21 protein-coding genes are annotated in these 17744 nt (G+C 71.4%); 16 read left to right on the top strand and 5 right to left on the bottom strand.

What is annotated here, in order from left to right:
• Positions 1-42 precede the first annotated feature (42 nt).
• Genes CCN39_RS15100 through purU form a run of 3 tightly spaced genes read left to right on the top strand, consistent with a single transcriptional unit; the run spans position 43 to position 2149 of the window.
• Entirely contained in the window at positions 43-744 is a 702-nt protein-coding gene (locus CCN39_RS15100) for a DedA family protein (protein WP_086842479.1), read from the top strand.
• Complete coding sequence (locus tag CCN39_RS15095) at positions 641-1258, top strand: maleylpyruvate isomerase family mycothiol-dependent enzyme (protein ID WP_086842477.1); 618 nt, start codon at positions 641-643, stop codon at positions 1256-1258. Before CCN39_RS15100 ends, CCN39_RS15095 begins: the two co-directional genes overlap by 104 nt.
• A 15-nt stretch (positions 1259-1273) precedes the next feature.
• Positions 1274-2149, top strand: coding sequence for a formyltetrahydrofolate deformylase (gene purU / locus CCN39_RS15090; protein ID WP_208630237.1), 876 nt, complete (start codon positions 1274-1276; stop codon positions 2147-2149).
• A gap of 21 nt (positions 2150-2170) precedes the next feature.
• Here the strand turns inward: purU and CCN39_RS15085 are convergent, their stop codons facing one another.
• Positions 2171-3220 carry an NAD(P)-dependent alcohol dehydrogenase gene (locus tag CCN39_RS15085; RefSeq protein WP_086842475.1) on the bottom strand — a complete coding sequence of 350 codons (1050 nt, stop codon included), beginning with the start codon at positions 3218-3220 and terminating at the stop codon, positions 2171-2173.
• Between the two features lie 102 nt (positions 3221-3322).
• Between CCN39_RS15085 and CCN39_RS15080 the strand changes: the two genes are divergently transcribed.
• Positions 3323-3922, top strand: a complete 600-nt coding sequence (locus CCN39_RS15080) for a TetR/AcrR family transcriptional regulator (RefSeq protein ID WP_244210792.1) — start codon at positions 3323-3325, stop codon at positions 3920-3922.
• 9 nt (positions 3923-3931) lie between these two features.
• Positions 3932-4546: a pyridoxamine 5'-phosphate oxidase family protein gene (locus tag CCN39_RS15075; RefSeq protein WP_086842471.1), complete on the top strand. Its 615-nt coding sequence runs from the start codon at positions 3932-3934 to the stop codon at positions 4544-4546.
• Here CCN39_RS15075 and CCN39_RS15070 read toward each other — a convergent pair.
• On the bottom strand, positions 4515-4847 hold the full coding sequence (locus tag CCN39_RS15070; protein WP_086842469.1) for an ArsR/SmtB family transcription factor: 333 nt from the start codon (positions 4845-4847) through the stop codon (positions 4515-4517). The two genes, CCN39_RS15075 and CCN39_RS15070, sit on opposite strands and share 32 nt — an antisense overlap.
• 71 nt (positions 4848-4918) lie before the next feature.
• Between CCN39_RS15070 and CCN39_RS15065 the strand changes: the two genes are divergently transcribed.
• The gene (locus tag CCN39_RS15065; protein ID WP_086842467.1) at positions 4919-5542 is read left to right on the top strand and encodes an HAD family hydrolase; all 624 of its coding nucleotides are present in this window, start codon (positions 4919-4921) and stop codon (positions 5540-5542) included.
• On the opposite strand, the gene CCN39_RS15060 is transcribed toward CCN39_RS15065, so the two are convergent.
• The gene (locus CCN39_RS15060; RefSeq protein ID WP_086842465.1) at positions 5539-6546 is read right to left on the bottom strand and encodes an NADP-dependent oxidoreductase; all 1008 of its coding nucleotides are present in this window, start codon (positions 6544-6546) and stop codon (positions 5539-5541) included. The two genes, CCN39_RS15065 and CCN39_RS15060, sit on opposite strands and share 4 nt — an antisense overlap.
• A gap of 96 nt (positions 6547-6642) precedes the next feature.
• Positions 6643-7077: an SRPBCC family protein gene (locus tag CCN39_RS15055; protein WP_086842463.1), complete on the bottom strand. Its 435-nt coding sequence runs from the start codon at positions 7075-7077 to the stop codon at positions 6643-6645.
• Positions 7078-7275: 198 nt separating this feature from the next.
• Between CCN39_RS15055 and CCN39_RS15050 the strand changes: the two genes are divergently transcribed.
• The 8 genes from CCN39_RS15050 to CCN39_RS15015 are packed head-to-tail and all read left to right on the top strand — an operon-like array spanning position 7276 to position 15121.
• Entirely contained in the window at positions 7276-7992 is a 717-nt protein-coding gene (locus CCN39_RS15050) for a GntR family transcriptional regulator (RefSeq protein WP_086842461.1), read from the top strand.
• A gap of 11 nt (positions 7993-8003) precedes the next feature.
• Positions 8004-8231 (top strand): 4Fe-4S dicluster domain-containing protein, encoded by a 228-nt coding sequence (locus CCN39_RS15045; RefSeq protein WP_086842460.1) that lies wholly within the window; start codon positions 8004-8006, stop codon positions 8229-8231.
• The gene (locus tag CCN39_RS15040) at positions 8228-9616 is read left to right on the top strand and encodes an ABC transporter substrate-binding protein (protein WP_086842458.1); all 1389 of its coding nucleotides are present in this window, start codon (positions 8228-8230) and stop codon (positions 9614-9616) included. Before CCN39_RS15045 ends, CCN39_RS15040 begins: the two co-directional genes overlap by 4 nt.
• Complete coding sequence (locus tag CCN39_RS15035; protein ID WP_086842456.1) at positions 9613-10446, top strand: ABC transporter permease; 834 nt, start codon at positions 9613-9615, stop codon at positions 10444-10446. The genes CCN39_RS15040 and CCN39_RS15035 overlap by 4 nt, the downstream gene beginning before the upstream one ends.
• Entirely contained in the window at positions 10443-11162 is a 720-nt protein-coding gene (locus CCN39_RS15030) for an ABC transporter ATP-binding protein (protein ID WP_086842454.1), read from the top strand. Before CCN39_RS15035 ends, CCN39_RS15030 begins: the two co-directional genes overlap by 4 nt.
• Entirely contained in the window at positions 11159-13831 is a 2673-nt protein-coding gene (locus CCN39_RS15025; protein WP_086842452.1) for a fumarate reductase/succinate dehydrogenase flavoprotein subunit, read from the top strand. Before CCN39_RS15030 ends, CCN39_RS15025 begins: the two co-directional genes overlap by 4 nt.
• A 10-nt stretch (positions 13832-13841) precedes the next feature.
• Positions 13842-14312: a MarR family transcriptional regulator gene (locus CCN39_RS15020; protein WP_086842450.1), complete on the top strand. Its 471-nt coding sequence runs from the start codon at positions 13842-13844 to the stop codon at positions 14310-14312.
• A gap of 29 nt (positions 14313-14341) precedes the next feature.
• Positions 14342-15121 carry a class I SAM-dependent methyltransferase gene (locus tag CCN39_RS15015; protein ID WP_086842449.1) on the top strand — a complete coding sequence of 260 codons (780 nt, stop codon included), beginning with the start codon at positions 14342-14344 and terminating at the stop codon, positions 15119-15121.
• A 1-nt stretch (position 15122) separates the two neighbouring features.
• Here CCN39_RS15015 and CCN39_RS15010 read toward each other — a convergent pair whose 3' ends face one another.
• Positions 15123-16043, bottom strand: coding sequence for an ABC transporter substrate-binding protein (locus CCN39_RS15010; RefSeq protein WP_086842447.1), 921 nt, complete (start codon positions 16041-16043; stop codon positions 15123-15125).
• Between the two features lie 138 nt (positions 16044-16181).
• Between CCN39_RS15010 and CCN39_RS15005 the strand changes: the two genes are divergently transcribed.
• Positions 16182-16880: an ABC transporter permease gene (locus tag CCN39_RS15005; RefSeq protein ID WP_086842444.1), complete on the top strand. Its 699-nt coding sequence runs from the start codon at positions 16182-16184 to the stop codon at positions 16878-16880.
• Positions 16877-17587 carry an ABC transporter permease gene (locus tag CCN39_RS15000; protein WP_086842442.1) on the top strand — a complete coding sequence of 237 codons (711 nt, stop codon included), beginning with the start codon at positions 16877-16879 and terminating at the stop codon, positions 17585-17587. Before CCN39_RS15005 ends, CCN39_RS15000 begins: the two co-directional genes overlap by 4 nt.
• The last annotated feature ends 157 nt before the right edge of the window (positions 17588-17744 follow it).

Raw genomic sequence — 17744 nt, 5'->3', positions numbered from 1 at the left:
CTGCGTCACCCACGGGTGACCTTCGGTGATCACCATTGAGCCGTGGAACTCCTGGGGCAGGTCACCGAGCTGCTGCGCGGCACGCTCGGCTCGCCGTGGCTGTGGGTGCTCGTCTTCGCCGTCTCGGGGTTGGACGCGCTGCTGCCGTTCATGCCCAGCGAGACCACGGTCGTCACCGTCGCCGTGCTGCTCGGTCCCGATCCCGCGCGGCTCGCCCTGCTCGCCGCGGTGGCGGCCGGGGGCGCGTGGGCGGGCGACTGCCTCGGGTACGCCGTCGGCCGGTCCGCCGGGCCGCGGGCGATCACGCGGCTCCAGCGCGGGCCCGACGGCCGCCGCCGCTACGAGTGGGCCCGCGACCGGGTGCGGCGCAACGGCGGGCTGCTGATCATCGCGGCCCGCTACCTGCCCGGCGGCCGGGTCGCCAGTGCGCTGGCCACCGGCAGCCTCGGTTACCCGCTGCCGAGGTTCGTCGCCCTCGACGCGGCCGGCGCGGCGATCTGGGCGGTGTACAGCGTGCTGATCGGGCTGGCCGGCGGAGCCGCCTTCGCCGCCGAGCCGGCCAAGGGCCTGCTGCTGTCCTTCAGCCTCGGCCTGGGCCTGGTCTTCGCCATCGAGGCCGGGCGACGGCTACGGTCGGCACATGCTCGAAGCGATCGACGTCCACGCGGACGGGCTGAAGCGGGCGGCGCTGGCGGCCGGGCCGTCGGCCCGGGTGCCGAACTGTCCGAAGTGGACTGTCCATGACCTGGTGACGCACATCGCGTTCGTCCACGGCTTCGCGGTCGGCCTGGCGGTGAACCGGCCCGTGCAGCCGGTGCCGCCGCCGGATTGGGACGAAGTCCTCGGGTGGTGGGACGGCCAGCGCCTCGCCCTGCGCGAAGCGCTCGGCCGCGACCCGGAAGCGCCGGCCTTCTCGCCGTACCCGGGCTTCGCCGTGACGGTCGGCGACTGGACGCGCCGGATGGCCCACGAGACGGCGATCCACCGCCTCGACGCCGAATCGGCCCTCGAAGCCGGTCCGGAGACGCGCTTCTCCCCCGCGTTCGCGAACGACGGGATCGACGAGTTCCTGACCTACCTCACCCCGCGCCTGGGCAACCGGGCCGACGTCCGCGTCACGACGCCGGAGCGCACGTGGGCCCTCGGCGAGCCCGGCGCGGAGGTCACCGGCGCCGCCGACGACGTCTACCGGGCACTGTGGGGACGTCCGCACCGCGCGTCGATCACGGGTGACCTCGCACCGCTCGCGGCGCCCTGACCAGCGCCAGGGAGAATGCACGGCGTGACCGCTCCCGAACGCCGCTACGTCATCACCTTCGGCTGCCCCGACCGCACCGGCATCATCGCCCGGATCTCCGGGTTCCTCGCCGAGCACGGCGGCTGGATCGTCGAGGCGGCCTACCACACCGACCCGGACACGGGCTGGTTCTTCACCCGCCAGGTGGTCCGGGCCGACTCGCTGCCCTTCGACGCCGCCGAGCTGCGCGCCCGCTTCGGCGAGGTGGCCGCCGAGCTGTCGGCCGAGTCGAACTGGCAGGTGAGCGACACCGGCGAGCGGCGCCGCGCGGTGATCCTCGTCTCCAAGGCCGGGCACTGCCTGTACGACCTGCTCGGCCGGGTCGCGTCCGGCGAGCTCGACGTCGACGTCGCCGCGGTGATCGGCAACCACGACTCGCTGGCCGACATCACGCGCGCGCACGGGATCCCGTTCCACCACGTGCCGTTCCCGCCCGGCGACAAGGCGGCGGCGTTCGAGCGGGTGCGCAAGCTGGTCGACGAGCACGACCCGCACGCGGTGGTGCTGGCCCGGTTCATGCAGATCCTGCCCGCGGACCTGTGCCGCGAGTGGGCCGGCCGGGCGATCAACATCCACCACAGCTTCCTGCCGTCGTTCATCGGCGCGAAGCCGTACCACCAGGCGCACACGCGCGGGGTGAAACTGGTCGGCGCGACCTGCCACTACGTGACGGCGGACCTCGACGCCGGCCCGATCATCGAGCAGGACGTCATCCGCGTGGACCACGGCGACTCGGTCGAGGACATGGTCCGCAAGGGCCGGGACATCGAAAAGGTCACCCTCGCCCGCGGTCTCCGGTGGCACCTGGAGAACCGCGTGCTGGTGCACGGCAACCGGACAGTGGTGTTCTGATCCGGTTGCCGTGCCTGCGGGTCACGCGCCGATCGTCGACGCGTCGATGACGAACCGGTAGCGGACGTCGGAGTTCTCGACGCGCTCGTAGGCCTCGTTGACCTTGTCGGCGGAGATGGTCTCGATCTCCGCGCCGATGCCGTGCTTCGCGCAGAAGTCCAGCATCTCCTGGGTCTCGGCGATGCCGCCGATCATCGAGCCGGCCAGCACCTTGTTGCCGCCGAGCAGCGAGAAGGCGTTGTAGGCCAGCGGCTCGCCGGGCGCGCCGACGTTCACCATCGCGCCGCCGACCCGCAGCAGGCCGAGGTAGGCGTCCACCGGCAGCTTGGCCGACACGGTGTTGAGGATGATGTCGAACTTGCCGCGCAGGACGTCGAAGGTCGCCTCGTCGCTGGTGGCGTAGTAGTCCTTCGCGCCGAGCTTCAGGCCGTCTTCCTGCTTCTTGAGGCTCTGGCTCAGCACGGTCACCTCGGCGCCCATGGCGGCGGCGATCTTGACGGCCATGTGGCCGAGCCCGCCGAGGCCGATCACGGCGACCTTCTTGCCGGGGCCGGCGCCCCAGTGGTGCAGCGGCGAGTAGGTGGTGATGCCCGCGCACAGCAGCGGCGCGGCGACGTCGAGGTCGATGCCCTCCGGGATGCGGCAGACGAAGGCGTCCTTCACGACGATCTGGTTGCTGTAGCCGCCGTAGGTGTTCTCGCCGTCGAAGCCGACGCCGTTGTAGGTCTGGACGTTGCCCTTGACGCAGAACTGCTCGGTGCCGGCCAGGCAGTACTCGCACTCGCCGCAGGAGTCGACCATGCAGCCGACGCCGACGCGGTCGCCGACCTGGTACTTCGTGACGTCCGAGCCGACCGCGGCGACCACGCCGGCGATCTCGTGGCCCGGGACCATCGGGAAGATCGCCTGGCCCCAGTCCTCCTTGGCCTGGTGGATGTCGCTGTGGCAGATGCCGGCGTAGGCGATGTCGATCAGCACGTCGTCCGGACGCAGGTCACGGCGCTCGATCGTGGTCGGCGCCAGCGGCGCGCCCGGCGCCGGAGCGGCGATGGCGTGCGTGGTGGTGCTCATGGAACCCTCCAACTTCAAGTACCGTTGCCTCGTAAGAGGCCTCTTACATGCTCTACGTAAGAGAGGTCTTACATATTTCGAACGAGAGATGTGATCCGGGTCATGGGCGGCAAGTACCACCACGGCGACCTCCGCGGCGAGCTCGTGCGCGTCTCGCTCGACCTGATCGCCGAGCAGGGGCTGGCCGGCTTCTCGGTCGCGGAAGTCGCGCGGCGCGCGAAGGTGAGTCCCGGCGCGCCGTACCGGCACTTCGCCTCCCGCGAAAGCCTGCTGGCCGAGGTGGCGGGCAACATCGCCTGCCAGCTCGCCGACCGCGTCACCGCGGCGGCCGGTGAGCACGAAGACCCGGTGGACGCCCTGGCCGCGGCGGCGGGCGCGTACACGCGCTACCTCATCGAGCGCCGGGCCGGGATGAACGCGATCTACGCCGAGGGCCTCCACGGCCCCGAGCACACCGGCCTCCACGAGCAGACCCGGCGGCTGACCGACGAGTTCCTCATGCGCTGCCTGGTCGTCGCCCCCGACCCGGCGACCGCGCTGGAGCTGATGGAGCAGCTGTTCACGCAGGCCCACGGCTACGGCACGTTCCACCTCGACGGCGTCTTCCGCAAGCACGGCTATTCGACGGATCTGGTGGTGCGGAAGTCCGCGGAAGCCGCCCGCGCCGCCATCGTGGGCCGGATTGTCGGTGGCGGCGGCTAGGTTGGGCGCATGGGGATCATCGACTCACACGAGGCACTGCGCGAGGTGATCGGCGAGGTGGCCGAGCTGACGCAGCAGAAGGTCATCGACCGGATCGACGAGCACGCGCGGAACCTGATCGCGCACTCGCCGTTCGTGCTGCTGGCCACTTCGGCGCCGGACGGCAGCTGCGACGTCTCGCCGCGGGGCGACCCGGCGGGCTCGGTGCTGGTGCTCGACGAGAAGACGCTGGTCCTCGCCGACCGGCCGGGCAACAAGCTGATCGACAGCTTCCGCAACATCGTCGACAACCCGCACGCCGGGCTGCTGTTCCTGGTCCCGGGCATGAACGAGACGCTGCGGGTCAACGGCCGCGCGAAGCTGGTGTCGGACGCACCGTTCTTCGACGACCTGGTGGTCAAGGGGAAGCGCCCGAAGCTGGCGGTGGTCGTCGAGGTCGAAGAGCTGTACATGCACTGCGCGAAGGCGTTCCTGCGGTCGTCGCTGTGGCAGCCGGAGACCTGGCCGGACCGCTCGGCGCTGCCGTCGATGGGCACGATCATGCGCGACCAGATGGCCCTGCCGATCGCGGCCGAAGAGCTGGACGCGCGGCTCAACGAACGGGCGATGACCCAGCAGTACTGATCCCGGCGACGACGTCGAGCAGGCCGGGGAACTTCGCCTCGAACTCGTCCCGCCGCAGGCGGACGAACGTGCCGTTCCCCGCGTCGCGCTGCCGGACCAGGCCGGCTTCGCGCAGCACGCGCCAGTGGTGCGTCCGGGTCGACTTGGCGATGGGCAGCGGGAACGACGCACAGGCCCGCTCTCCGCCGTCCCCGCGGAGCAGCTCCAGCACCACCTCACGGCGGTGCCGGTCCGCGAGGGCGGACAGCACCGTGCCGAGGTCGACCTCGCTCAGCTCGGGAACGGGGAAATCACCAGCCATGCTGGACATGGTACGACAGTCGTCGTACCTTCGGCGAGGTACGAACACCATCGAACCTCCGGAGGCCCTCAGTGCTGTGCGTGTTCGACGTCAACGAGACACTGCTCGACCTCACCGCCATCGACCCCGTCTTCGGCGGGCCGGAACTGCGGCGCGAGTGGTTCGGGCTGGCCATCCACACCGTCCTGACCGTGACGGCGACCGGCGGCTACCGCGACTTCGCGGGCATCGCCGGTGACGCCGCGCTCGAGGTCGCGGCCCGGCACGGGCGGGAGGTCGACCTCAAGCGGGTCGGCGCCGCACTGCGGAGCCTCCCCGCCCACCCGGACGCCGAACCGGGACTGGCGAAGCTCCGCGAACAGGGCCACACCGTCGTCGCGCTGACGAACTCGCCGCTCGCCACCGCCGAGGCGCAGCTGCAGACCGCCGGGCTCGCGCCACTGCTCGACCGGATCTTCTCCGCCGAGCAGGTCGGCAGGCTCAAGCCCGCGCCGGAGCCGTACCGGCAGGTCACGGCCGCCTATCCCGGGCAGCGGGCGGTGATGATCGCGGCGCACGACTGGGACATCGCGGGCGCCCAGGCGGCGGGGCTCGAGACGGCCTTGCTCACCCGTCCCGGAGTCCACCCGCTGCCCGGCTCTCCCGCGCCCACCTACACCGCGTCGACCCTGCCGGAGCTGGCCGAACTGCTCTAGTCGGCGATCCGGACCAGCATCTTGCCCGTGTTGGCGCCCGACAGCAGGCCGAGGAACGCCTCCGGCGCGTTGCGGATGCCGTCGACGAAGGTCTCCGAGTACTTGATCTCGCCGGCGCTCACCAGCGGCGCGACCTCGGTGACGAACTGCTGCTGCAGGTGCCAGTGGTCGATCACCAGCAGGCCGCGGATGGTGAGCCGCTTGGCGATGACCTGCGCGAGGTTGCGCGGCGCCGGCGTCGGCTCGGTGGCGTTGTAGGTGGAGATCATCCCGCAGACGGCGATCCGGCCGTGCACGGTGATCGCGTCGATCGCCGCTTCGAGGTGCTCGCCGCCGACGTTGTCGAAGTAGACGTCGATGCCCTCGGGCGCGGCCTGGTGCAGCTGCTCGGCGACCGGGCCGTCCTTGTAGTTGAAGGCGGCGTCGAAGCCGAGGTCGTCGATCAGGTGGCGGACCTTCTCCGCCGAACCCGCCGAGCCGATGACGCGCTTGGCGCCCTTCAGCTTCGCGAGCTGCCCGACCAGCGAGCCGACCGCGCCGGCCGCACCCGAGACGAAGACCGTGTCGCCCGGCTTGAACTCGGCCGACTCCAGCAGGCCCGCGTACGCGGTGAGGCCCGGCATGCCGAGCACGCCGAGGTACGTCGACAGCGGCGCCGCGGCCCCGTCGACCTTGACGTACCGGCCGGCGTCGAGCACGGCGTGGGTGCGCCAGCCGGCCTGGTGCAGCACGTGGTCACCCACCTTGACGTCGTCGACGTTCGACTCGACGACCTCGCCGACCGCCCCGCCGGACATGACCTCGCCGACCTGGAACGGCGGCGCGTAGGACTTGACGTCCTTCATCCGGCCGCGCATCGCGGGGTCGACGCTCATGACCAGGTTGCGGACCAGGATCTGGCCGTCACCCGGCGTCGGCACCTCGGTGTCGACGATCTCGAAGTTGTCGTGCGTCGGAACACCTTCCGGGCGCGAAGCCAGCCGGATCTCGGTCGCCGTGCTCATCGTCGGATCTCCTCCATGTTCTCGAAGCGGGGCAATCGCCCCGGATTCCACCCGATGCAACCAGCTAACCGGGGCGCTGATTCCGATTGTGAGGCGTCACACGATCTCGGCGAGCTTCCCGAGCACCCCGTCGTAGATCTTCTTGAGGCCGCCCGGCGCGAACGTCTTCTCGAAGAAGCCGCCGATGCCACCAGCACCGTCCCACGTCGTCTCGATCTTCACCACACTGCGTTCACCCGCCTCGGTGACCGTCCAGGTGGTGACCATGCTGGAGTTCGCGTCGGTCTCGACCAGCGTCCCGGGGCGCGGCTCGGTGACCGTCGCCTTGACGTCGCGGACGCGCTTGGAGGTGGCCTGCAGCTTCCAGCCGGCCTTGGTCCCGGCGCCGACACCGCCCTCGGTGACCTGGTAGTCGCGGTAGTGCTCGGTGAGCAGCTTCGGCCGCGTCTCGGCGTAGTCGGCGACGAGCGCGCGGACCTTGTCGGCCGGGGCGTCGATGGTGCGCTCCGCGGTGGCCGTGACCTTTCCCATTGGACTCCTTCTCCCGGCGTACGAATCAGGGTCCACGATTTCACCGCGCACCGCAGCCGCGACGGGCGCCCTCGGACGTCCCAGATAGTGAGCGGCGGAAGTCCGCTCTGGACAGCTGTTTTCGCAGGTCAGAAGCCTGCGGCAGACGCCGGAAGTGGCGTAACACGGTGTTAACGTCCGCTGGCCATTCTCCCCGCCATGCCCACGACACCCCGGCGAACCCGCTCCGACAGCGCCCGGCAGCTCGCCGATCTGCTGCGCCGTCAGGTGCTGGCCGAGGAGACGCTGCCGTGTGAAGAGGACCTCACGGTGGAGTTCTCGGCGACCCGGAACACCGTGCGGGAGGCCCTCGCACTGCTGCGCGACGACGGCCTGATCGCGCGCCAGCCCGGCGTCGGCACGGTCGTCGTCGGGCACAAGTACCCGCACGGGCTCAACCGGCTGGCCGGGCTCGCCGAGGTGCTGCGGGAGCACGGCGAGGTCACCAACGACGTCCGGACAGCGGACCTGGTGCCCGCGCCGGCCGTGGTGGCGCACCGGCTCGGCGTGCCCGAACGCTCCGAGGTCGTCTACCTGGAGCGGTTGCGGCGCCTCGACGGCGTCCCGCTGTCGCTCGACCTCACCTACCTGCTGCCGGAGATCGGGAAGCCGCTGCTGGCGCACGACCTCGCCGGCCGGGACGTCTTCGCGCTCATCGAGGAGACGTCCGGGCAGCGGCTGGGCTACGCGGACATCGACGTCGAAGCCCTCAACGCCGACCCCGAAACCGCGGCCGTCCTGGAAGTCCCGCCGGGCGCGGCGCTGCTGCGGTGGGAGCGCCTCACGCACTTCGCCGACGGACGGCCCGTCGACCTCGAGTACATCCGGCTGCGCGGCGACCGCCTCACCATGCGCGCCCGCCTCGACCGTTCCTGAAGGAGACCGCCATGCCCCTCGTGCCGAGCCGGGTCGACGTCCCGGTGACGATCGACGAGTCGAAGTGCCTCGACGGCTGCCGCCTGTGCGTCGACATGTGCCCGCTCGACTCGCTGGCCATCGACCCGGACACCGACAAGGCGTACATGCACGTCGACGAGTGCTGGTACTGCGGGCCGTGCGCGGCGCGCTGCCCGACCGGCGCGGTGACCATCACCATGCCCTACCTGCTGCGGTGAAGGCCGTCCGGCTCCTGCTCGCCGCCGCGTTGCTGGCCGCGGGCTGCACCGCGAACGCGGCCACGTCGAACGACGTGGCCGTCGTGATCGGCTACCAGTCGAAGACGATCAACACCGTCACCGCGGGCACGCTGCTGCGTTCGCTCGGGTACTTCGAGCGGCGCCTCGCCGACCTCGGCAAGCGGGACGGGAAGCGCTATCACGTCACGTGGCAGGACTACTCGACCGGCGCCCCGATCACCGCGCAGATGGTGGCGGGCAAGATCGACATCGGCTCGATGGGCGACTACCCGCTGCTCATCAACGGTTCCCGGACGCAGGAGTTCGGCGACGGCCACACCAAGCTGGTCGCCGCCACCGGCTACAACCTGCTGGGCGCGCTGAACATGGTCGTGGTGCCGCCGAATTCGCCGGCCCACACCCTGGCCGACCTGCGCGGCAAGAAGATTTCCGCCAGCATCGGCTCGGCCGGGCACGGCACCACCGTGCACGCCCTGCAGAACATCGGCATCGGGACCGACGACGTCCACCTGCAGAACCAGGCGCCCGCGGTCGGCGCGTCCGGGCTGCTGTCCGGTTCGGTCGACGCGCTCGGGCAGTTCGTCGCCTGGCCGGGCCAGCTGGTGTTCGCGAACCAGGCGCGGCTGCTCTACGACGGCTCGGCGCTGAACCTGCCGACGTGGCACGGCGTGGTCGTCCGGGAGTCCTATGCGGACGCCCACCACGACGTCGTCACGGAGTTCCTGCGCGCGCAACGCGACGCGACGGACTACCTGCACGTCCACCCGATGGACGCGGCGCTGAAGGTCGCGACCGCCACGAAACTCCCACCCGAGGTCGTCTACCTCTACAACGGCGCCGGCGGCATGGTCACCTTCGACCTGCCGCTGAAGCGCCCGCTGGTCAGCGCTCTCGAAACCGACGCGCCGTTCCTGCGCTCGATCGGCAACATCAAGCGGCTCGACCTCGGCGCGTTCGTCGACGACCGGTACCTCCGGGAGATCTACGGCCCGGCCTACGGCGCGGCGGTGTCCACTCTGGACAATCCGGCGCCGGTCACCGGCTTCGACGCGACGTGCTCGCGGCCGGTCACCGATCCGCGCACCGCGGGTGAGCTGTGGCTGTCCGGCGAGACCGCGACGCACCCCGCCGCCACGCCGTCCTGCCTGCTCAAGGCCGTCGCCCACGCGGGGAAGCCGGTCCGCGCGGCCTACGTCCCCGACGCGGCCACGGGCACCCGCTGGTTCGCCGACAAGGCCGTGTGGGTGCGCGACACCGGCGGGGCACTGCTGCCCTTCACCACCGAAGACGGCGCCCGCGCCCACCTCGCCGGGCACCCCGGCGCGATCGTCAGCTACGCGCAAGCCGTGGAGGAGTCCCGATGACCCAGACCCTCGAACACGAACCCACGGCCGTCGCCGCCCCGCCCGCGCCACCGAGACGGCGGTTCAGCCGGCTCGCCGTCCGCGCGGGCAGCATCGTCGCGGCGCTGGTGGTGTGGGAGCTGCTGACCGCGTTCGACGTCGACCTGTGGCTGCACTTCGACCGCCTGCCCACGCCGGTCGAGGTGGCCCGCGACCTCGGCTACCAGCTCGGCACCGCCGTCTACTACCAGGACCTGCTCGATTCCCTGCGCCGGATCGTCACCGGCTTCGCGCTGGCCGCGGTGTTCGGCATCGGCCTCGGCACGGCGATCGCGCGCTCCCGCGGCACGTCCGACGTCGTCCAGCCGCTCCTGGAAGTCCTGCGGCCGATCCCGGCCATCGCGATGGTGCCCATCGCGATCCTGCTGTTCCCCAGCAACGAGCAGGGCATCGTCTTCATCACCTTCGTCGCCGCGTTCTTCCCGGTCGTGGTCAGCACCCGGCACGCGGTGCGCGCGCTGCCGGTGGTCTGGGAGGACGCGATCCGCACGATGGGCGGCTCGCGGCGGCGCGTGCTGTGGAACGTCGTGCTGCCGGGCGCGCTGCCCGGGGTGTTCGGCGGGCTGTCCGTCGGCATGGGCGTTTCGTGGATCTGCGTGATCTCGGCGGAGATGATCTCCGGCGAGTTCGGCGTCGGCTACCGGACCTGGCAGGCCTACACCGTCGTCGACTACCCCGGCGTGATCGTCGGGATGCTCACCATCGGCCTGCTCGGCTGGGTCACCTCGGCCGCCGTCGAACTGCTCGGCCGCCGCGCCACCCGCTGGCTGCCCCGAGGGGAGAACGCATGAGCCTCCGCATCGAGAACCTGACCGTCCACTACGGACAGCGGACGGTGCTGTCCGGCATCGACCTGGCCGTCGCCGACACCGAGATCCTGGCCGTCACCGGGCCTTCCGGGTGCGGCAAGTCGACGCTGCTGCGGACTCTCGCGGGCTTGCTCCCGGCGTCGTCCGGGCGGGTGGTGAGCGGCGGCACCCCGGTGACCGGCACGTCCGCCGAGCGCGCGCTGGTGTTCCAGGACGACGGGCTGCTGCCGTGGCGTTCGGTGCGCCGCAACGTCGAGCTGCCGCTGTCCATCCGGCGGGTGCCGCGCGCCCGGCGGCGGGTGGAGGCCGAGTCGTGGCTGACGCAGGTCGGGCTGGCCGGCTACGAGAACCACCTGCCGCGGGAGCTGTCCGGCGGCATGCGGCAGCGCGTCCAGCTCGCCCGCACCCTCGCCGGGTCGCCGCGGGTGATCCTGGCCGACGAGCCGTTCGGGGCGCTGGACGCCCAGACCCGCACGGCCATGCAGCGCCTGCTCGTGGACGTCTGGCGCAAGCGGCCGACGACGGTGGTGTTCGTGACCCACGACGTCGACGAAGCGCTGTTCCTGGCCGACCGCGTCGCGGTGCTGACCCGCGACGGCCGCCTGGCCAAGGTCGTCGAGTCGTCGCGGCCGCGAACGGCTGAGCCCGCCGTGGCGGCCGAGCGCGCCGAGGTCCTGGACGGGCTGGTGGCGGCATGACGTTCGAAGCTCCCCCGCTGTCCGCGCGGACCCACTTCGAGACGGACGTCCTGGTGATCGGCGGCGGGACGGCCGGGACCATGGCCGCGCTGACCGCCGCCGAGAACGGCGCGAACGTGCTGCTGCTGGAGAAAGCGCACGTCCGGCACTCGGGCGCGCTGGCCATGGGCATGGACGGCGTGAACAACGCGGTCATCCCGGGCAAGGCGACGCCCGAGGACTACGTCGCCGAGATCACCCGCGCCAACGACGGCGTCGTCAACCAGTCCACTGTGTACCAGACCGCGCGGCGCGGCTTCGCCATGGTGCAGCGGCTGGAGAAGTACGGCGTCAAGTTCGAAAAGGACGAATACGGCGAGTACGCCGTGCGGCGCGTGCACCGGTCCGGCAGCTACGTCCTGCCGATGCCGGAGGGCAAGGACATCAAGAAGGTGCTCTACCGCGTGCTGCGGCAGAAGCACATGCGCGAGCGGATCACGATCGAGAACCGCGTGATGCCGGTGCGGGTCCTGACGTCCGGTGGGCGCGCGGTCGGCGCCGCCGGGTTCAACACGCGGACCGGCGAGTTCGTCACGGTTTCCGCGTCCGCGGTGATTCTCGCGACCGGCCCCTGCGGACGGCTGGGCCTGCCGTCGAGCGGCTACCTCTACGGCACGTACGAGAACCCGACGAACGCCGGCGACGGTTACGCGATGGCCTACCACGCGGGCGCCGAGCTGTCCGGCATCGAGTGCTTCCAGATCAACCCGCTGATCAAGGACTACAACGGCCCGGCCTGCGCGTACGTCGCCAATCCCTTCGGCGGCTACCAGGTGAACGCGGCCGGCGACCGGTTCGTCGACTGCGACTACTGGTCCGGGCAGATGATGGCCGAGGTGGCGCGCGAGATCTCGTCGGCGCGGGGCCCGATCTACCTCAAGCTGACGCACCTGCCGGAGGAGACGCTCGGCGCGCTGGAGAACATCCTGCACACGACCGAACGGCCGACGCGCGGGACGTTCCACGCCACCCGCGGCCACGACTACCGCACGCACGACGTCGAGATGCACATCTCGGAGATCGGCCTGTGCGGCGGGCATTCGGCGTCCGGCGTCTGGGTGGACGAGAACGGCGCGACGACGGTCCCCGGCCTGTACGCGGCGGGCGACCTCGCCTGCGTGCCGCACAACTACATGATCGGCGCGTTCGTCTACGGCGACCTCGCGGGCGCGCACGCTTCCGGCTCCCTGCGTCCTCCGGTTCCGTTGCCCGAGGAGCAGATCGCTCTCGCCCACGAGCTGATCTACCGGCCACTGTCCACTCCGGACGGTCCGCCGCAGCAGCAGGTGGAGTACAAGCTGCGCCGGTTCGTCAACGACTACGTGGCCCCGCCCAAGACGACGGCGAAGCTGGAGATCGCGCTGGAGACGTTCGGGCGGATGACCGGCGAGATCGCTTCGATGGGCGCGCGGACGCCGCACGAGCTGATGCGCTGCGCCGAAGTGACGTTCATCCGCGACTGCGCCGAGATGGCCGCGCGGGCGTCGCTGGTGCGGACCGAGAGCCGGTGGGGGCTCTACCACGACCGGACCGACCACCCGGGCCGCGACGACGTCTCGTGGCTCGCGCACCTGAACCTGCGCAAGACCGCGGCCGGGGAGATGGAGTTCCTGAAGCGGCCGGTGGCGCCCTACGTCGTGCCGGTGCCGGAGTTCTCGGTGCCGGACTTCGCCGTCGAGCTCCTCGGTACCCACACGGCTTTCAGCGGGCACACCCCGCCGGACGTGGCCACCGTCGCGCCCGCGCGGACGCATTCGTCGCCGCGGGTCCTCGAGGTGGTCGCGTTGGCGGAGGAGCAGCCTTCGCTGGCTGTGCTGTCGGGGTACTTGGCCGACCCGGACGCCGAAGTCCGCACGACGGCGATCGCGGTCCTGACGGAGTCGGCCCCGGAGGGCTTCGGCCCCGCGCTGGTGACGGCGTTGCACGACATCGACGCGCGGGTCCGCGCCGCGGCAGCGGCCGGGCTGCGGGAGCTGGTGGAGGTCCTGACGCCGTCGTCGTCCCTGGGCGCCGGACTGCGGTCGGCCTTGTCGGTGTCCGATTCGGACGTGCGCTCGGTGGCCCTGGACGTCCTGCGCGCACTGCGCCTCGGCGACGAGCCGCTCTTCTCCTCGCTGCTGGCGGACCCCGCGGTCGTGGTCCGGCTCGAGGCGGTCCGGGGCCTGGTGTCGCTGGACGCGGCTTCGGCGCTGGCGGACGCGGCGGCGGACGCGTCGCGCGAGCTCCGGGTGGCGGCGGCCACGGGGCTGGGCACGATCGGCGACCCGCGGTCGACCGGCACGGTGGCCGCCCTGGCGGTCGACCGGGATCCCCTGGTCCGGGCGGCGGCCCTGACGGCGGCGGCCGAGCTGGGCTGCGGCGGCGACCTGGCGCGGCTGGCGTTCGCGTCGCTGGCGGACCCGGCCTGGCAGGTCCGCCGCGGGGCGGCGACGGCGCTGGGTGCGCTGGCCGAGCCGGCGGAGCAGCTGCTCGCAGCGCTGGAGGACGAGCACCCGAACGTCCGCCGGGCGGCGGTCCAGGCACTGGGCAAGTGGGCTGGTCAGCCGTCGGTCGCGGCGCGGCTGCGGGCCCGGCGCACCGACTCGGACGCCGACGTCCGCGCGTACACGAGGATGGCCCTCGGCGGTTAGGCTGCCCGGTATGGGTTCGGGAGCGCACCGCCGGTCGACCGTGGCGGTGAAGGACGCGCTGCGGGAGCTGCGCAACCAGCTGGCGCTGCTGAACCACCAGGTCAGCGACCGGCTGGCGCTCAAGGACGTCGATCTGGAGTGCCTGGAGCTGATCGCCCGGCACGGCCCGCTCAGCCCGAGTGCGCTGGCCCGCCGGGCCGGGCTGCACCCGGCGACGATGACCGGCATCCTCGACCGGCTGCAGAAGGGCGGCTGGATCGTCCGCGAACGCGACCCCGAGGCGGCCGACCGGCGCTCGGTGGCCGTGCGCGCCGTCCCCGGCCGCAACGGGGAGCTGTTCCGGCTGTACGCGGGGATGAACACCGCGATGGACGAGCTCTGCGCCGGCTACAGCGAGGAGGAGCTGGCGCTGATCGCCGGGTTCCTGCGCCGCGCGACGTCGGCGGGCCAGGACGCGACCGGGGCCCTGACCGGCGGCTGAGCAGCGGTTTTTGTGCTGTACTCGGGGGCATGTGGCAGTCAGGCGACGCTTACGAGGCCTACATCGGACGGTGGAGCCGCCGGATCGCGGAGACGTTCGTCCGGCAGCTCGGCGCCCCGGCGAGCCGGCGCTGGCTCGACGTCGGGTGCGGCACGGGCGCGCTGACCTCGGCGGTGCTGACGGCGGCCGACCCCGCGGAGGTCGTCGGCGTCGACCCGTCCGAGGGGTTCCTGAAGACGGCCCGCGCGGGCGTGACCGACCGGCGGGCGACGTTCACGCTCGCGGACGCGCGCTCGCTGCCGTTCCCGGACGACCGGTTCGACGTGGTCGTGTCGGGTCTGGTGCTGAACTTCGTCCCCGACCCGGCCCGCGCGGCGGCGGAGATCGCGCGGGTGACCGTCCCGGGCGGACTGGCCGCGACCTACCTGTGGGACCTCGCCGAGGGCATGGAGCTCATCCGCCGCTTCTGGGACGCGGCCGCCGAGCTCGCCCCGGAGGCGGTCGCCGAGCTGGACGAAGGCCGCCGGTTCACGCTCTGCCGCCCGGAGCCGTTGGGCCGGTTGTGGACGGACGCGGGCTTCACGGCGGTGTCCGTCGGCGAGATCAGGATCCCGACGGTGTTCGCGGACTTCGACGACTACTGGCAGCCGTTCCTCGGCGCGCAGGGCCCGGCGCCGTCGTACCTGGCCACACTGGCGGAGGTGGACCGCGACCGGATCCGCGAGCTGCTGCGCGACCGCCTGCCCACGGATCCGGACGGCTCGATCCCGCTGACGGCCCGGGCGTGGGTCGTCAGCGGGACCGCGTGATTCAGAGCCCGGCCTGGCCCAGCCAGTCCTTGGCGACGTCCGCAGCCTTCTCGCCGTCGGAGTCCACGCGCTTGTTCAGGTCGCGCATGATGTCCGTGGTCAGCTTCGCGCTGACGGCGTTCACGGCGGCGGCGAAGTCGGCACCGCGCTCGTCCAGCACCTTCTTGTTCACCGCGGGCACGACGTTCTCGGTCGGCACGATGTTGAGGTCGTCCTTGAGCACGGTGTACTTCGAGTCACCGGTCAGCGGGCTCACCGAGTCGACCGGGATGACCGTGACGGCCCCGGACTTCAGCTGCTCGACGCGCGGCCCGGCTTCCTGGACGGTCTGGAAGGTGATGTTGGTCAGCTTGTAGACGTCGGTGAAGCCCTTGAAGCACGGAAGGCGCTTCTCGCACTCCGGCGGCCCGGCCATGACGACCTTGTCGAGCTTCTTCAGGTCGCTGATCGACGCGATGCCCTTGTCCTTGGCCAGGTCGGACTTGATGATGTAGGTGTTCTTGTCCTCGGCGGCCGCGAAGTTCAGCAGCCCGACGCCGCTGGGCTCGAACAGCTTCGCCAGCTGCTCGTGCTCCTCCTGCGCGGTCTTGCCGGCTTCCTTGCCGAAGCCGGTGGTGATCGCCGCACCCTGGTACTCCGGGAGGAACTGCAGCTCACCGGACTTCAGCGACGGGTAGATCAGCTCCCGCGAACCGAGGTTCAGCTTCCGCGTCACCGGGTAGCCCTTGGCTTCCAGCGCCTGCGCGTAGATCTCGGCGAGGATCTGGCTGTCGGTGAAGTTGAAGGACGCGACGACGATCGGCGCGCCACCCTTGCTCTGCGCGGCGGGCTTGTCACCGCTGTCGCTGCCGCCACAGGCGGCCAAACCGAGCGTCGCCGCGAGGGCCACCGCCACCACGGACGCGTTTCGGAACCAGCGCACGAATCCCCACTCCCTCGTCACTCGAACAGACGAAAAGACCCTAGCCCTGACCTCCGACAAGAATCCACATCGTGGGAGAAAGCACCCAGAATTCCCACTCCGCGGAATATTTGGGCTCGATCGGGGTAGGGTCGGCCCGTGCACGTGACCGCGGTGACGCCACTGGCCGCCGACAGCGAGCCCCCGATCTTCCAGTGGAAGTGGGTGGACCGCAACGCCGACGACATCGTCCAGCGCCTCGTCGAGCACATCTCGCTGACCGGTGCCGCGCTCGGCATCGGCCTGGTCGTCTCGATCGGGCTCGCCGTGGTGTCCCTGCGTTACCGCTGGTCGTACCCGGTGATCCTCGGCACGACGGGCGCGTTGTACGTGATCCCGAGCCTGGGCGCGTTCGCGGTGCTGGTGCCGTTCTTCGGGCTGACGTTCGTCTCCGCGATGATCCCGCTCGCGACGTACACGCTGCTCATCCTGGTCCGCAACATCGTCACCGGCGTCGACCAGGTGCCGAACGAGGTCCGCGAGGCCGCGGTCGGCATGGGGTACACGCGCGGCAGGCTGCTCTGGCAGATCGAGCTGCCCCTCGCCCTGCCGGTGGTGATCGCCGGCCTGCGCGTCGCGGCGGTGACGACGATCGGCCTGGTGACGGTCACCTCGATGCTCGGCCTCGGCGGCCTGGGCTACTTCATCCGCGCGGGCATCCAGACGGCGACCCCCAACCCGACGATGATCATCGTCGGCGTGGTCCTGTCGGTCGCGCTGGCGGTGGTGGTCGACCTGGTCCTCTGGCTCAGCGAACGCGTGCTGGCGCCCTGGTCTCGGAAGGTGCGGGCCCGATGAGTTTCCTCGACCAGCTGAACGCGTGGCTCGCGGACCCGAACCGCTGGAGCTGGACCGACAAGGCCGGCGTCCCGTACCGCACGCTGGAGCACCTCAGGTTTTCCCTCCTCGCCCTGGTGATCGCGGCGGCGCTGACCATCCCCGCCGCGCTCTGGCTGGCGCACTACCGCCGGGGCGCGTTCCTCGCGAGCAGCGCGGTCAACATCGGCCGCGCGATCCCGAGTTTCGGGCTGATCATCCTGTTCTGGTTCCTGGCGAGCCGCTGGGAGCTGAACACGGCGTTCTGGCCGTTGCTGCTCGCCTTGGTCGCCTTGGCGATGCCGCCGTTGTTCACGAACACGTACGCGGGCGTGGTGACGCTGGAGCAGGAGACGATCGACGCGGCCCGCGGAACGGGCTACCGCGAGTGGCAGATCATGGCGCGCCTCGAGCTCCCGCTGGCGTCCCCGGTGATCCTGGCGGGCGCGAGGGTGGCGTTCCTCCAGCTGATCGCCACGGTGGCGATCGGAGCGATCGTCAACGACGGCGGCGGCCTGGGCCGCTACATAGTCGACGGCTTCGCGGTGGGAGCCCAGGGCTACGGAGCGATCTTCGCGGGCGGCCTGGCCGCGGTGGTCCTGGCGCTCCTGTGCGACGGCGCGTTCGCGCTGATCACCCGCATGGCCACCCCGCGCGGCCTGGCGCTGCAGAACGCCCGCCGCGACTAGCCCGCACTCGTCGTCACGGCGCCTTGTCCGTCACGCGTCGGCACCCGGCCTGCCCAGGACCGCCGCCAGTCCACCCGGCGACGATCCTGGGCGAGCTTCGTCCGTCCCCAGTGCGTGAGGCTGCGTTACCCCAGCGGTTTCCCGGTCGTGGTCAGGG

Origin of the sequence: Amycolatopsis kentuckyensis, assembly GCF_002155975.1 — a bacterium.
Taxonomy (GTDB): Bacteria; Actinomycetota; Actinomycetes; order Mycobacteriales; family Pseudonocardiaceae; genus Amycolatopsis; species Amycolatopsis kentuckyensis.
This window is presented reverse-complemented; position numbering and strand designations above follow the sequence as displayed.

Coding starts and splice junctions, on each gene's coding strand:
- CCN39_RS15015 (WP_086842449.1), top strand. CDS start 14,342: ATGTGGCAGTCAGGCGACGCTTACGAGGCCTACATCGGACGGTGGAGC.
- CCN39_RS15060 (WP_086842465.1), bottom strand. CDS start 6,546: ATGAGCACGGCGACCGAGATCCGGCTGGCTTCGCGCCCGGAAGGTGTT.
- CCN39_RS15070 (WP_086842469.1), bottom strand. CDS start 4,847: ATGGCTGGTGATTTCCCCGTTCCCGAGCTGAGCGAGGTCGACCTCGGC.
- CCN39_RS15035 (WP_086842456.1), top strand. CDS start 9,613: ATGACCCAGACCCTCGAACACGAACCCACGGCCGTCGCCGCCCCGCCC.
- purU (WP_208630237.1), top strand. CDS start 1,274: ATGCACGGCGTGACCGCTCCCGAACGCCGCTACGTCATCACCTTCGGC.
- CCN39_RS15050 (WP_086842461.1), top strand. CDS start 7,276: ATGCCCACGACACCCCGGCGAACCCGCTCCGACAGCGCCCGGCAGCTC.
- CCN39_RS15055 (WP_086842463.1), bottom strand. CDS start 7,077: ATGGGAAAGGTCACGGCCACCGCGGAGCGCACCATCGACGCCCCGGCC.
- CCN39_RS15045 (WP_086842460.1), top strand. CDS start 8,004: ATGCCCCTCGTGCCGAGCCGGGTCGACGTCCCGGTGACGATCGACGAG.
- CCN39_RS15030 (WP_086842454.1), top strand. CDS start 10,443: ATGAGCCTCCGCATCGAGAACCTGACCGTCCACTACGGACAGCGGACG.
- CCN39_RS15020 (WP_086842450.1), top strand. CDS start 13,842: ATGGGTTCGGGAGCGCACCGCCGGTCGACCGTGGCGGTGAAGGACGCG.
- CCN39_RS15000 (WP_086842442.1), top strand. CDS start 16,877: ATGAGTTTCCTCGACCAGCTGAACGCGTGGCTCGCGGACCCGAACCGC.
- CCN39_RS15075 (WP_086842471.1), top strand. CDS start 3,932: ATGGGGATCATCGACTCACACGAGGCACTGCGCGAGGTGATCGGCGAG.
- CCN39_RS15085 (WP_086842475.1), bottom strand. CDS start 3,220: ATGAGCACCACCACGCACGCCATCGCCGCTCCGGCGCCGGGCGCGCCG.
- CCN39_RS15095 (WP_086842477.1), top strand. CDS start 641: ATGCTCGAAGCGATCGACGTCCACGCGGACGGGCTGAAGCGGGCGGCG.
- CCN39_RS15080 (WP_244210792.1), top strand. CDS start 3,323: ATGGGCGGCAAGTACCACCACGGCGACCTCCGCGGCGAGCTCGTGCGC.
- CCN39_RS15025 (WP_086842452.1), top strand. CDS start 11,159: ATGACGTTCGAAGCTCCCCCGCTGTCCGCGCGGACCCACTTCGAGACG.